The following is a 13,072-nucleotide window of genomic DNA, read 5'->3' on the forward strand; positions in this document are numbered from 1 at the left end:
GTCAGCCTCCCCGGCCGATTCGGTTGGTCCTGGTGAGGAGCCAGAGCAGATACGGGGCGCCCACGATGCCCGTGACGACGCCCACGGGGAACACCACGTCGGGCACGGCGAACTGCGCCGCGATGTCCGACAGGACGACCACCAGGGCGCCGACGAGCGCCGATGACACGAGGGCGAGCGAGCCGCGGCCGACGAGGCGGCGTGCGATCGGGGCGGCGAGGAACGCGACGAAGCTGATCGGTCCGGCGACCGAGACGGCGACGGCGGCGAGCGCGACCGCCACGGCCACGACGAGGAGCCGGGTGCGCTCGGCGCGCACGCCGATCCCGGCCGCCGTGTCGTCGCCCAGGCCCAGTGCCGCGAGCGGCCGGCCGAGCAGCAGCGCGCACGGGAGCAGCACCGCGGCGCCCACGGCGAGCACGGCCAGGGAGACCCCGTCGACGGTGTTCAGGCTCCCGGTGATCCAGACGAGCGCGCTCTGCACGTCGGAGATGTCGGCCTTCGTCAGCACGTACGACACGACGCCGGATGCGATGGCGGCGAACCCGATCCCGACGAGCACGAAGCGGTAGCCGCTCACGCCGCGGCGCCACGCGAGGGCATAGATGAGCACCGCGGCGAGCAGCGTTCCGACCAGCACCGCTCCGGAGAGCGCGAGTCCGGTGAGACCGAACCAGACCAGCGCGACCGAGCCGACGGCGCTCGCGCTCGCGGTGACGCCGATGATGTCCGGGCTGGCGAGCGGGTTGCGCGCGACCGACTGGATGAGCGCGCCGGACACGCCGAGACACGCCCCGACGAGGGCGGCCGCCAGCAGGCGCGGGAGGCGGAGCTCCAGGATCACGAACGAGGTCAGGCGATCGGCGCGACCCACCAGGGCCGCGAGCACGTCCTCGGGGGCGACCCCCGCATCCCCCAGCGTGAGCGAGACGGCGCCCACGACGACGAGCAGCGCGGCGAGCACGACGGCGACGCGGGTGGCGCGACCGGCGCGGCGGCGACGGTCGACGGTGACGGCGCTCACAGGCTGACCAGCTTGCGGCGCCGCACGAGGGCGATGAAGAGGGGCGCTCCGACGAACGCCATGACGACGCCGACCTGCAGTTCGCCGGGCATGGCGACGACGCGTCCGATCACGTCGCAGGCCAGCAGCAGGGTCGGCGCGACCACGGCCGAGAAGGCGAGGATCCAGCGGTAGTCGCCGCCGACCGCCCAGCGGGCGATGTGCGGCACCACGAGGCCGACGAAGGCGATCGGGCCGACGGCGGCGGTGGCGGAGCCGCAGAGCAGGACGATCGCGACCGCGCTGACCGCCCGCGCGACGCCGACACGCTGGCCGAGACCACGGGCGACGTCGTCCCCGAGCGCGAGACCGTTGAGCACGCGCCCGAGCGCGAGCGCGATCACGGCGCCGAGGAGGAGGGTGGGCAGCACCTGCCAGAGCACGTCGACGGTGCGGCCGGCGAGCGCGCCGACCTGCCAGAACCGCATCGCGTCGAGGGAGACCCGGCTGGTCAGGAGGACGGCCGTGATGAGCGAGCCGAGGGCGGCGGAGACCGCGGCGCCCGCGATCGCGAGCTTGATCGGGGTGGCGCCCTCGCGTCCCGCCGACGAGACCGCGTAGACGAGGGCGGAAGCGAGCGCCGCCCCCGCGAAGGCGAACCACACGTACCCGGAGACGCTCGTGACCCCGAGGTAGGCGATCGCGACGACGACCGCCAAGGATGCCCCGAAGTTGACGCCCAGGATGCCCGGGTCGGCGAGCGGGTTGCGCGAGAGGCCCTGCATCACCGTTCCCGAGAGGCCGAGGGCAAGCCCCGCCGCCAGCCCGAGCAGGGTGCGCGGCAGCCGGCTCCCGACCACCACGAGGTGCTCCGGGTCACCCGGCCGGTAGTGGAAGAGCGCGTCGAGGACGTCGGCGGGGGCGATCGTGCGTGCGCCCACCATGAGGCTGAGCACGCTCACCGCCACGAGCGCGACCACGGCGACGACGAAGCCCACGAGCAGACGCCGACGGCGCCGGCCGTGCGAGGAGATCCCCTCGGCACGGCCGACGCTGGGAGCGATGACGCTCGCGGGCATCGACGGCTACTTGACCTTCTCGGCGGCGGCCGCCAGCTGCGGCACGTACTTGTCGAGCATCCACGGGATGGCGAGCACACTGGGCGCACTCGTGGCCGCGACGAACGACTCGCCGACGATCGGCGCGAAGCGGCCCTCCTTGATGGCGGGCATCGCGGCGACGAGCGGGTCGGCCGTGAACGCATCCACGGAGGACTGCTTGTCGAAGTACATCACCAGCAGGTCCGTGTCGATCTTCGAGAGGTTCTCGTAGCTGAGCTGGAAGTAGAAACTGCCGTCATCCTTGCTCGTGTCGAGCTCGGCGATGCTCGCCGAGTTCTTGAGCCCCAGATCGTTCAGCAGCTGCACGCGCGGATCTTCGGCCCGGTAGACGTTCAGCACGCCCGGCTGGTTGGCCGCGGCGTAGAAGAACGTCTTGTCCTTCAGCACAGGGTACTTCGCGGCGAGGGTCGCGATGTCGTCCTTGGTCTTCGTGAGCAGCGCATCCGCCTCGCCCGACAGGCCGAGCGCCTTGCCGACGATGGCCGTCTGGTCCTGCCAGCTGGTCGCCCACGGCTTGTCCGGGTAGGCGACGACGGGAGCGATCTTGCTGAGGGTGTCGAACTCCGCCTGCGTGAGGCCGGAGTATGGCGCGAGGATGACGTCGGGCTTCGCCTTCACGAACGCCTCGAACGGCACCTCCCCCGTGTCGGAGGAGATGATCTGCGGGGTCGCGCCCTTGAGCTTCTTGATCGTGTCGGCGTCCCAGGGCAGCACGCCGTCCTTGTCGCCACCGTAGGTGAACGCCGGCATGGCGACGGGCACGATGCCGAGCGCGAGCACGATGTCCTGCGCGCCCCAGCCCCAGGTCGCGACGCGCTTGGGCTTGGAGTCGATCGTCGTCTTTCCCAGCGCACTGTCGATCGTGACCGGGAACGCACCCGTGTCACTGCTGGAGGTGCTCTCGGCTCCGGCTCCGCCGGCGCTGCAGCCGGTGAGGACGAGTGCGGCCGAGGCGACGACCGCCGAGGCGATCAGGGCGAGACGCGACCGGCGACGGCCGCGGCGTGCGGTTTCGAGCATGGCTCTCCTGGTTCGGGAAGGGCGGGTGACGTGTCGATCGACACATTAGGGGAGCCTAACCTAAGCAAGGCGACCCTGCACAACTCCCAGGAAGACGCTCAGACTCCGTCCGCCTCGTGTTCCCGGATCTCTCCCTGGAGGTCCCGCAGCGTGGAGCGCAGCGCCCGCTCCGCATCCAGGCCCTGCGACTTCGCCGACGCGACGATCGCCAGCAGCAGCGCGCCCAGCTCGTCCTCGTTCTCCACCGCGACTCCTCCGCCCTCGGCCAGATCGAGGAGTCCGACCTTCTGCGCGCGGCCCAGCAGTTTGTCCGCCAGCGCCAGCGACGGCATCGCCTGCGGGATGCCGTCCAGCACGCTCGTCCGGCCCGGCTTCTCCTGCTTCTTCAGGTCGTCCCAGAAGCCGACGACATCGTCCGCGGTCTCGGCCGTGCGGCCTCCCCCGAAGACATGCGGGTGCCGACCGATCATCTTCGCGGTCATCTGTGCAGCGACATCCTGGATGTCGAAGTCCTCCCCCGGCGTGTGCGCCGCGATGTCCGCGTGGAACAACACCTGGTAGAGCACGTCGCCGAGCTCCTCGAGCAAGTCGTCGCGGGTGCCGCTCTCGATCGCCTCCACCAGCTCGTACGTCTCCTCGACGAGGTACTGCACGAGGGACTCGTGCGTTTGGTCGGCGTCCCACGGGCAGCCGCCGGGCGCCCGGAGTCGCGCCGTCACCGCGACGAGCTCATCGAGTTTGCTGGGGGCCGGGTCGGTCATCGTGCTCCTCCTCAGGACGGCTCCATCCTCTCACCGCCGTCGCCCGCTACTCTGGCCGCATGGCCAGTCGCATCGCCCGCGTCACCGTGTCCGTCGACGATCTCGCGGCCTCCCTCGCGCTGTACCGCGACGTCCTCGGGCTCGCCGAGTTGTACACGGCCGACGACGTCGCGATGCTGACGACGGACCCGGGCGACCGGACGGGCGCCGAGACTCAGGTGCTGCTGCACCGCCGCACCCCGACACCCGGCGACGCGGGCGTCGCGATCAGCTTCGGCGTCCCGGATGTCGATGCGGCGACCACGGCCGCCGTCGCCGCCGGCGCCGTGCTCGTGGACGCACCGGCCGATCAGCCGTGGCGGGAGCGGCAGGCCGTGCTCCGGGACCGCGACGGCCACCTCCTCTGCCTGGTGTCGCCCCTCGGGTAGACTCCCACCTGGTGTGCCGGGAAGTCTGGTCGGCGGGTGACGCGTGCGCGTCGCTCCCGTGATCGACCCCACCCGCACACGGTGCGAGAAGGGCTGCACTCCCGATGAGCATCATCCGTTCCGAACGCACTGCCGCCGGCCTCCTCCTCGGCGCCGCGGCGCTCGGCCTGCTGCTGGCGAACACCGTCGCCGGGCCCGCCCTGCTCGACGTGCAGCACGCCGAACTCGACCTCGGCATCGCCTCGATGAGCGTGGGGCACTGGATCAGCGACGGACTGCTCGCGGTCTTCTTCTTCATCGTCGCCATCGAGCTGAAGCACGAGCTCGTCGCGGGTGAGCTCAACTCGTTCGCCAAGGCCATCCATCCGGCGATCGCCGCCGTGGCCGGCGTCGCGGTGCCGGCGCTCGTCTATCTGGCCATCACGGCCGGCACCGGTCAAGGGGCCGGCTGGCCCATCCCGACCGCGACCGACATCGCCTTCGCTCTCGGGGTGCTCGCCGTGTTCGGACGCGGGCTCCCCAACCGGCTGCGGGTCTTCCTGCTCGCGCTCGCGGTGCTGGACGACCTCATCGCCATCCTGATCATCGCCGTCTTCTTCACGACCGACCCCGACCTCCTCGACCTGGCGCTGGCGGCCGTCGCCGTCGTCGCCTTCGGGCTGCTGAGCCGCATGCTGCGCGGGAGGCTGCGCTGGCCGATCGGCGTGCTCATGGTGCTCGTGGGGGTGCTCGCGTGGTGGCTCGTCCACGAGTCCGGCGTGCACGCCACCATCGCCGGAGTCGCCCTCGGGCTCGTCATGGCGCGGACCCCGGCGCGCCGCACGGCCCACGCGCTCGAACCGTGGTCGAACGGGCTCATCCTGCCGCTGTTCGCCTTCTCGGCGGCGCTCGTCGTCATCCCCGCCGTCGCGCCGTCGGAGCTCTCGCCCGCGTTCTGGGGCATCCTCGTCGCCCTCCCCGTCGGCAAGCTCGTCGGCATCACGCTCGGCGGCTGGCTGGGGTCGTTCACCCGCAGCACCGAGGAACGCGCACGTATCCCGCTGTTCGGCCTGGTCGCCGTGGGAGCGCTCGGCGGAATCGGCTTCACCGTGTCGCTGCTCATGAACGAGCTGGCGTTCGCGGGCGACGAAACCGTGCGGGCCGAAGGCACACTGGCCGTTCTCCTTGGTTCGGCGGTGGCGATCGTGGTGTCCGGCGTGTTGGTCTCCCTGCTCGCCCGACGCTACCGCCGCCTCCACCCGCACCCCTGATCCCGCGCCCCTGATCCCGCGCCCCGTCTCCCTGACGCCCACCACCCCACCTACCGCACCTACCCCACCCCACCCCGGTAATTCCGGAGATGTTCCAGGAACCGGCCGATTCCTCCGTCCGCACGGGGAAAAGATCGGCGCGGCGGCTCGAATCGCCGGAGGTACGGCGATCCGGACGGGCGTGGCACCGTTCCTCCGGAGTTCTCCCGAGACGCGCCGCTCATTTCGCCGCAACTCCGGCGATACGTGGCGCGACGGCGTACATCTCCGGATTTACCGGGGTGGGGTAGGTGGGGTGGGGTGGGGTGGGGTGGGGTGGGGTGGGGTAGGTGGGCGGGTACGGGGGGGCGGGACCGGGTCAGGCGGGTTCGGGGGCGGGCTCGGGGAGGGGGAAGAGGGCGCCGAGGAGGGTGGAGACCCACTCGATGAGGGCGGAGTCGTCGAGGGGCTCGCCGTTGACACGCGGGAGAGGGACGGTCGCGACCTTGGGGGCCGCGTGGTACTTCGACCCGGGGTACATGCGCTGCAGCCGCACCTGCAGGGAGTCCGGCAGCAACGCGGGGGCGAGTCGCAGGTTGGAGCCCATGGCGACGACCTCGCCGAGGCCCGCCTTCTGCGCGTGCCGGCGCAGGCGCGAGACGGCGACGAGATTGAGCACCGGGACGGGCGGCTCGCCGTAGCGGTCGGAGAGCTCCTCGACGACGAGATCGATCTGGCCGTCCTTCGACGTCGGCGCGCTCGCGGCCGACAGCTTCTGATAGGCCTCGAGACGCAGGCGCTCGCTGTCGACGTACTCCTCGGGGATGTGGGCGTCGACGGGCAGCTCCAGCCGCAACTCGGTCTGCCCCTCCGCGACCTCGCCGCGGAACGTCGACACGGCCTCGCCGATCATGCGCAGGTAGAGGTCGAAGCCCACACCGGCGATGTGGCCGGACTGCTCACCGCCGAGCAGGTTGCCCGCTCCGCGGATCTCGAGGTCCTTGAGCGCGACCTGCATGCCGCTGCCGAGGTCGTTGTTCGCGGCGATGGTGGAGAGGCGGTCGTGTGCGGTCTCGCTGAGCGGCTTGTTCTCGTCCCAGAGGAAGTACGCGTACGCGCGCTCCCGCCCGCGGCCGACACGACCGCGCAGCTGGTGCAGCTGGCTGAGCCCGTACTTGTCGGCGCGGTCGATGATGATGGTGTTGGCGTTCGCGATGTCGAGCCCCGTCTCGATGATGGTCGTCGACACCAGCACGTCGAACTTGCGCTCCCAGAAGTCGACGACGACCTGCTCGAGCGCGTGCTCGTTCATCTTGCCGTGGGCGACGCCGATGCGCGCCTCCGGAACGAGTTCGGCGATCTTCGCCGCCGCGGCCGAGATCGAGCCGACCCGGTTGTGCACGAAGAACACCTGGCCCTCCCGCAGCAGCTCGCGCCGGATGGCCGCGGCGACCTGTTTCTCGGAGTACGGGCCGACGAAGGTCAGGATCGGGTGGCGGTCCTCGGGAGGCGTCGCGAGCGTCGACATCTCGCGGATCCCGGTCACCGCCATCTCGAGTGTGCGAGGAATGGGCGTCGCGCTCATCGCCAGGATGTCGACGTTGGTCTTCAGCTTCTTCAGCTGGTCCTTGTGCTCGACGCCGAAGCGCTGCTCCTCGTCGATGATGACGAGGCCCAGGTCTTTGAAGGTGACCCCGTCGGCGAGGATGCGGTGCGTCCCGATGACGATGTCGACGGTGCCGTCGGCCAAGCCGGCGAGGGTCTCCCGAGCCTCCTTGTCGGTCTGGAAGCGGCTCAGCTGGCGCAGATGCACCGGGAAGCCGGCGAAGCGCTCGAGGAACGTCTCCGCGTGCTGCTTCACCAGCAGCGTGGTCGGGACGAGCATGGCGACCTGCTTGCCGTCCTGGATGGCCTTGAACGCCGCACGCACGGCGATCTCGGTCTTGCCGAAGCCGACGTCGCCCGAGATGAGTCGGTCCATCGGGATGGGCCGCTCCATGTCGGCCTTCACCTCGTCGATGGTCTGCAACTGGTCGTGCGTCTCGGCGAACGGGAACGCCTCCTCCAGCTCGTGCTGCCAGGGCGTGTCCGGCCCGAACGCGTGGCCCTTGGAGGCCATGCGGGCGGAGTAGAGCTTGACGAGCTCCACCGCGATGTCGCGCACGGCCTTGCGGGCGCGGCCCTTCGCGGCCGCCCAGTCGCTGCCGCCCATCTTGCTGAGCTGCGGGGCCTCGCCGCCGACGTAGCGGCTGAGGAGGTCGAGCTGGTCGGTCGGCACGTAGAGCTTGTCGCCGGGGTAGCCGCGCTTGGACGGGGCGTACTCGAGCACCAGGTACTCGCGCTTGGATTTGACCGCGTTGCGGCCGCCGCTGGAGACCTCGCGCTGGGTCAGCTCGACGAACTTGCCGATGCCGTGCGTCTCGTGCACGACGAAGTCGCCGGGCTTCAGCTGCATCGGGTCGACGACGTTCTTGCGGCGCGCGGCGAGCTTCTTGACCTGCCGCGAGTCGTAGCCGATCGTGCGGCCGTAGAACTCGCTCTCGCCCACGACGGCGAGCTTGATCTCGGGCACCTCGAAGCCGTGCTCCACGTTGGCCTTGAGCAGGTAGGCGACGCCGGGCTCCGCATCGACGGGGAACTGGTCGACCGGGCGCGCGGGCAGCTCGGCTTCGCCCAGCACCTGCGCGGCGCGCTCGACGAGGCCGTTGCCCTCGGCGACGACGGCGACCCGCCAGCCCTCGCGCAGCCGCGCCGCGACGTGGCCGACCGCGCCCGAGACGTTGCCCTGGAAGCTGGGCACGGCGTCGGCGGCGATGCGGACCTGGAGGTGCTCCTCGAGTTCGCGGTGCTCCGGCAGCACGTCATCCGTCTGGAAGCCGCTCATGGTCCACCACGGATGGTCGGGTGCGGGAGCTCCCGGCCGGCTGAACTTCACCGAGTCGTGGAGGGTCTGGAGCGTGAGGAAGTCACCGGCGGCGAGGTCGATCGGCGCTGCGGCGCCCACCGTGGCTGCACTCCACGCGGCCGACAGGAACTCACGGTTCGTCTCGGCGAGGCTGACGGCGCGGGAGGCGACGCGCTCCGGCGAGAAGACGGCGACGGCGGCCCCGTCGGGCAGGTAGTGCGTGAGCGGCACCAGGCGGTCGACCAGCGCCGGGGCCAGCGACTCCATGCCCTCCACCGGGATGCCCTCGCCGATCTTGGCGAGCATGCCGGAGAGGCTGGGGAACTCGTGCTCCATCTCTCGCGCCCGCTGGCGCACCGACTCGCTGAGCAGCAGCTCGCGGCTCGGCGGCAGGGCCACCGACGGGATGGGCTCGGGCAGCGACCGCTGGTCGGCCACCGAGAAGGCGCGGATCTGCTCCACCTCGTCGCCGAAGAAGTCGACCCGGTACGGGTGGTTGGCGGTGGGCGGGAAGACATCGAGGATGCCGCCGCGCACGGCGAACTCGCCGCGCCGGGTCACCATGTCGACCCGCGCGTAGGCGAGGTCGACCAGCTGCGCGGCGAGGCCGGCGAGGTCGAACCCGCGACCGCCGGCCGTCAGGTCGACGGTGGCGTAGTCGGTGAGGTTGTCGGCGAGGGGCTGCAGGGCCGCGCGCACCGACGCGACGAGCACGAAGGGCGTGCGACGCTCCCCCGCTCCCCAATCGACGAGCCGCCGGAGGGCGGTGAGCCGCTTGCCGACGATCTCGGCGCTCGGGCTCAACCGCTCGTGCGGGAGCGTCTCCCAGGCGGGGAACTCGACGATCTCGGCATCGGGGAGCACGCACGGCAGGGCGGCCCTGACCGCCTCCGACTCGCGGCCGGTCGCCGTGACGACCAGGACGGCCTGGGACGAATCCTGCTCCGCGCGGCGTCGGATGAGTCCGGCGAGCAGCGGTGCACGCAGCCCCTCCGTGAGCGAGAAGTCGGCGTCGCGCGAAGCATACGTGAGCGCGTCAGCGAACGTGGAGGCGCGCTGAAGCGCCGTGATCAAGCCCTGGAGTATCACTCGCCAGAGTCTACGCGGCGCCCCCGACAGCCCGATGGGTGAACGGCACGAGACCTCCGTCGGCGTCGAGCGTCCGCCAGAGCACGGGGCCGGGAGTCGCCGCGGACGCGCAGAATCCCTCCCCGCGGCGGGAAGCGAGAGCGAACGGGCCGTATCCTGCCGCGAGTCGGCGGTCGTCCGCGAGCACGATGAGACCCGCGAATCCGTCGAGCCGGGCCGCTCCCGCCTTCGCGAGAGCCTCCTTCGCCGTCCAGCTCAGCAGGAAGGCGGCGCCGGGATCGGCGCTCACGGCGAGGATGCGTCGCTCGGCGGGCGAGAGGGCGGCGTCGGGCATCCCGTCGCTCGCCGGCGTCCCGCCCTCCACATCGACGCCGAGCCGACCCCGTGCGGCTCCGGCCGCGACGGTTCCGTTCGCGTGCGACCAGGAGAGGTGGAGGCCGGCCGTGGTGGGCTGCGGGCGCCCGTGGGCTCCACCGCAGCTGTCGCACCGCTGCACGAGCTCCTCGGCCGCGATCGAGTCGCCCGTCAGCGCGCGATGAGCCGCCGCCGCGAGCAGGCGGGCGGCGGTGAAGTCGTCGCGGTCCGCGGCCCGGCGCAACCGGTCGCGCCGGGCCGCCGCATCCGCTGCGAGCGGCTCGTCCGGCAGCGCCTCGAGCACGCGGGCGGTCGAGGCCACCAGGACGAGGGCCGAGCCGGACGGGATCACGGCGTCGCTCCGGGGTGCGTTCCGCATCGGTCCGTGCTCAGATCCACCCGTCGAGGGCGCGCATGAAGCCGTCGTGGTCGTCCCGGTTGATCACATGGCCGGAACCCGGCACCACGCGCACGTCGAAACCGGCGTCGCGCAGACGCTGGGCGGCCTCCGGCTTCACCAGACGGGAGTTGTCGGCGAGCATCACGAGCGACGGCACCATCATGATCGTCGGGGCGCGCATCACACTCGGAGCGAGCACCGTCGGGATCGCCGCACGGTCGAAGGCGCGGAACGACTCGACCTCGATCGCGACGTCGGCCGGGTCCCAGCGCGGGTTGCGCCGGGCGATGCGCGCGGCGGACTGGCGTGCGAGCGTCTTGAGGAACGCCGGCGCGAGGAGCAGCTGGAGCCGATTGGCCACCGGGCACGAGAACGCCGGGTCCACGTAGACGACGCGCTCGGGGCGGAGCCGCTCGACGGCCAGGCTCACCGTCAGCCCGCCCAGCGAATGGCCCATCACGAGCTCCGGCTCGGCGGGCACGGTGTCGACGATGTCCTGCGCCATCAGCTCGGCCGAGTACTCCTCGGTGCGCGGACTGTGACCGTGCCCCCGCAGGTCGACGGCGACGACGTGGTAGCCGCGGTCGGCGAGCACGGGGCCGACGCGGCGCCAGGTGCGGGAATCCGACATCACACCGTGGACCAGGATCGCGTAACGATCGCCCCGGCCCCACTCGCGTGTGAACAGCTCCATGGCCGACACGGTACGACGGCGCGCTGTGCGACGACTGTGCGGGCACCGGGCGGGACCTGTGCTCGCGTCCGTCGCGGCGTAGCCCTGCACATTCGGCACGAATGTCGGGAAAGCGTCAGGTTTTCCGCACATTCGGCACGAATGTCGGCTCAACGCGGTGCGTCAGCGGGCGGTGTGGAAGCGGTTCTGGGCGGCCGTGAGGCCGTCGGACGCGATCTGCTCGACGGCGTCGGCGGCGTCGGAGACGAGGATCGGGAGGTTCTTGCGCTCATCGGCGCTGAACGCCTTGAGCACGTGGTCCGCGGCGGCCTGGGAGCCGGGCGGACGCCCGACACCGACGCGCACGCGGGTGAAATCGCCGGTGCCGGTCGCGGCGATCACGTCGCGGACGCCGTTATGTCCGCCGTGACCGCCGCCGGACTTCAGGCGCAGGGTGTCGAACGGGATATCGAGCTCGTCATGCACCACGATCAGGCGCGACGGGTCGAGGGAGTAGAAGCGCAGAAGCTGCGCGACCGGCCCTCCGGACACGTTCATGAACGTGTTCGGCTTCGCGAGCACGAACCGCGGGCCGCCGGGCGTCAGGCGCCCCTCTGCCACGGTCGCGTTCGTCTTGTGGGTCTTGAAGGTGAGACGGCCGCGCGAGGCGAGCTCGTCGAGCACCATCTGCCCCACGTTGTGACGGGTGGCGGCGTAGCCGGGCCCGGGGTTGCCGAGCCCGACTACGAGCCAGGGTCCGTCCGTCGGACGGGAGGATTCCATCGGGAGGGATTACTCCGCGGCCTCTGCGGAGGCCTCGGTCTCCGCGGCGGCCTCGGCGGCCCCCTCCTCGTCCTCGGCGCGCGCGGCGGCCGGGACGACGATGTTCAGGATGAGGAGGTCCTCGTCCTCGGCGAGCACGGCGCCGGTCGGCAGCGCGAAGTCCTTCGCGTGGTACTGGGTGCCCTCCTCGGCGTCGGTCACGTCGATGACGATGCGCTCGGGGATGTGGGTCGCCTCGACCTCGAGCTTGATGGTCGGGATGTCCAGCACCGCGATGGTGCCGGAGAACGGCTCGCCCTCGACGTGCACGGGGACCTCGACCTGGACCTTCTCGCCGCGGCGCACGACGATGAGGTCGAGGTGCTCGATGATCTGGAGCACCGGGTCCTTCTGCACGTCCTTGACGAGGACGAGCTGGCTCGCGCCGGCGATGTCGAGGTCGAGGACCGCGTTCGCCTTGCGGAGCAGCAGGCCGACCTGGTGGGCCGGGAGGGTGACGTGCTGGGGGTCGGTGCCGTGGCCGTAGATGACCGCGGGGATCTTGCCCGCGGCGCGGATCTTGCGGGCGGCGCCCTTGCCGAAGCTGTCGCGGACCTCTGCGACGACCTTGTTGGACTCGTCAGCCATGATGTTCTCCTTGCCGGCCGGAGGCCGGGGATCGGGCGAGCGGTGCTCGCAGTGTGGGATTGTCGACTCGAGCGCATCGAGGTGCGCGAGGAAAGACTGCGTAGCCTGCTCCACCGCGTCGATCACGGAGGCCTGCGGAGATCCGCTGGACTCCCTCGCCGAAGTTCAGTGACCGAGTCTACCGGAAATCCGCGCGGGCGCGTTCCGCGATCGTCGCGGCCAGCGCCTCCGGGGTCTCGTCGACGTGCAGCCGCAGCCCGGACTCGTCCTCCTGCAGCGGTTGCAGGGTCGCCAGCTGCGACGCGAGGAGCGAGGGAGGCATGAAGTGCCCGGGCCGCACCATGCGGGCGGCCAGCTCCTCCTCGGTCCCGTCGAGCTCGGCGAAGAGCGTCGCCGGTGCGTGGGAGCGGATGCGATCCCGGTAGACGCGCTTCAACGCCGAGCAGGCGAGCACGAGTCCGTCGGCGGCCGCGTCCGCGAGTGTCCGGCCGACCGCGTCCAGCCACGGTTCGCGATCGGCGTCCGTCAGCGGGATGCCGGAGGCCATCTTGGCGACGTTGGCGGCGGGATGGAGCGCGTCGCCGTCCACGAAGACCACGCCCAGCTCGGCGGCGACGAGGGCGCCGACCGTGCTCTTGCCCGAGCCGGAGACGCCCATGACCACCACCAGCGGACCCAC

At 71.4% G+C, this 13,072-nt stretch carries 12 protein-coding genes; 2 read left to right on the top strand and 10 right to left on the bottom strand.

The window, feature by feature from the left end; all coding sequences use genetic code 11:
- Position 1: 1 nt before the first annotated feature.
- The 4 genes from IT072_RS14125 to IT072_RS14140 all read right to left on the bottom strand — a co-directional run bounded on the left by IT072_RS14125 (position 2) and on the right by IT072_RS14140 (position 3,905).
- Complete coding sequence (locus tag IT072_RS14125; RefSeq protein ID WP_223357495.1) at positions 2-1,024, bottom strand: FecCD family ABC transporter permease; 1,023 nt, start codon at positions 1,022-1,024, stop codon at positions 2-4.
- A complete protein-coding gene (locus tag IT072_RS14130) occupies positions 1,021-2,082 on the bottom strand; it encodes a FecCD family ABC transporter permease (protein ID WP_223357496.1) in 1,062 nt (353 codons plus the stop codon). Before IT072_RS14130 ends, IT072_RS14125 begins: the two co-directional genes overlap by 4 nt.
- Positions 2,083-2,088: 6 nt before the next feature.
- A complete protein-coding gene (locus IT072_RS14135; RefSeq protein WP_223357497.1) occupies positions 2,089-3,144 on the bottom strand; it encodes an iron-siderophore ABC transporter substrate-binding protein in 1,056 nt (351 codons plus the stop codon).
- A 98-nt stretch (positions 3,145-3,242) separates the two neighbouring features.
- Positions 3,243-3,905 (bottom strand): MazG family protein, encoded by a 663-nt coding sequence (locus IT072_RS14140; RefSeq protein WP_223357498.1) that lies wholly within the window; start codon positions 3,903-3,905, stop codon positions 3,243-3,245.
- Positions 3,906-3,964: 59 nt separating this feature from the next.
- Between IT072_RS14140 and IT072_RS14145 the strand changes: the two genes are divergently transcribed.
- Together IT072_RS14145 and nhaA are read left to right on the top strand one after the other, a co-directional pair.
- Complete coding sequence (locus IT072_RS14145; RefSeq protein WP_223357499.1) at positions 3,965-4,333, top strand: VOC family protein; 369 nt, start codon at positions 3,965-3,967, stop codon at positions 4,331-4,333.
- 104 nt (positions 4,334-4,437) lie between these two features.
- A complete protein-coding gene (gene nhaA, locus IT072_RS14150; protein ID WP_223357500.1) occupies positions 4,438-5,583 on the top strand; it encodes a Na+/H+ antiporter NhaA in 1,146 nt (381 codons plus the stop codon).
- A gap of 358 nt (positions 5,584-5,941) precedes the next feature.
- Here the strand turns inward: nhaA and mfd are convergent, their stop codons facing one another.
- The 6 genes from mfd to IT072_RS14180 all read right to left on the bottom strand — a co-directional run bounded on the left by mfd (position 5,942) and on the right by IT072_RS14180 (position 13,072).
- Complete coding sequence (mfd, locus tag IT072_RS14155) at positions 5,942-9,556, bottom strand: transcription-repair coupling factor (protein WP_223357501.1); 3,615 nt, start codon at positions 9,554-9,556, stop codon at positions 5,942-5,944.
- Between the two features lie 10 nt (positions 9,557-9,566).
- Positions 9,567-10,289 carry a 4'-phosphopantetheinyl transferase family protein gene (locus IT072_RS14160; protein ID WP_223357502.1) on the bottom strand — a complete coding sequence of 241 codons (723 nt, stop codon included), beginning with the start codon at positions 10,287-10,289 and terminating at the stop codon, positions 9,567-9,569.
- Between the two features lie 10 nt (positions 10,290-10,299).
- Entirely contained in the window at positions 10,300-11,004 is a 705-nt protein-coding gene (locus tag IT072_RS14165; RefSeq protein WP_223357503.1) for an alpha/beta fold hydrolase, read from the bottom strand.
- Positions 11,005-11,166: 162 nt separating this feature from the next.
- On the bottom strand, positions 11,167-11,766 hold the full coding sequence (gene pth / locus IT072_RS14170; RefSeq protein WP_223357504.1) for an aminoacyl-tRNA hydrolase: 600 nt from the start codon (positions 11,764-11,766) through the stop codon (positions 11,167-11,169).
- Between the two features lie 9 nt (positions 11,767-11,775).
- Positions 11,776-12,393, bottom strand: coding sequence for a 50S ribosomal protein L25/general stress protein Ctc (locus IT072_RS14175; RefSeq protein WP_223357505.1), 618 nt, complete (start codon positions 12,391-12,393; stop codon positions 11,776-11,778).
- Between the two features lie 178 nt (positions 12,394-12,571).
- Positions 12,572-13,072 carry a gluconokinase gene (locus tag IT072_RS14180; protein WP_327058914.1) on the bottom strand — a complete coding sequence of 167 codons (501 nt, stop codon included), beginning with the start codon at positions 13,070-13,072 and terminating at the stop codon, positions 12,572-12,574.

The organism is Leifsonia sp. ZF2019 (assembly GCF_019924635.1).
GTDB lineage: Bacteria > Actinomycetota > Actinomycetes > Actinomycetales > Microbacteriaceae > Leifsonia.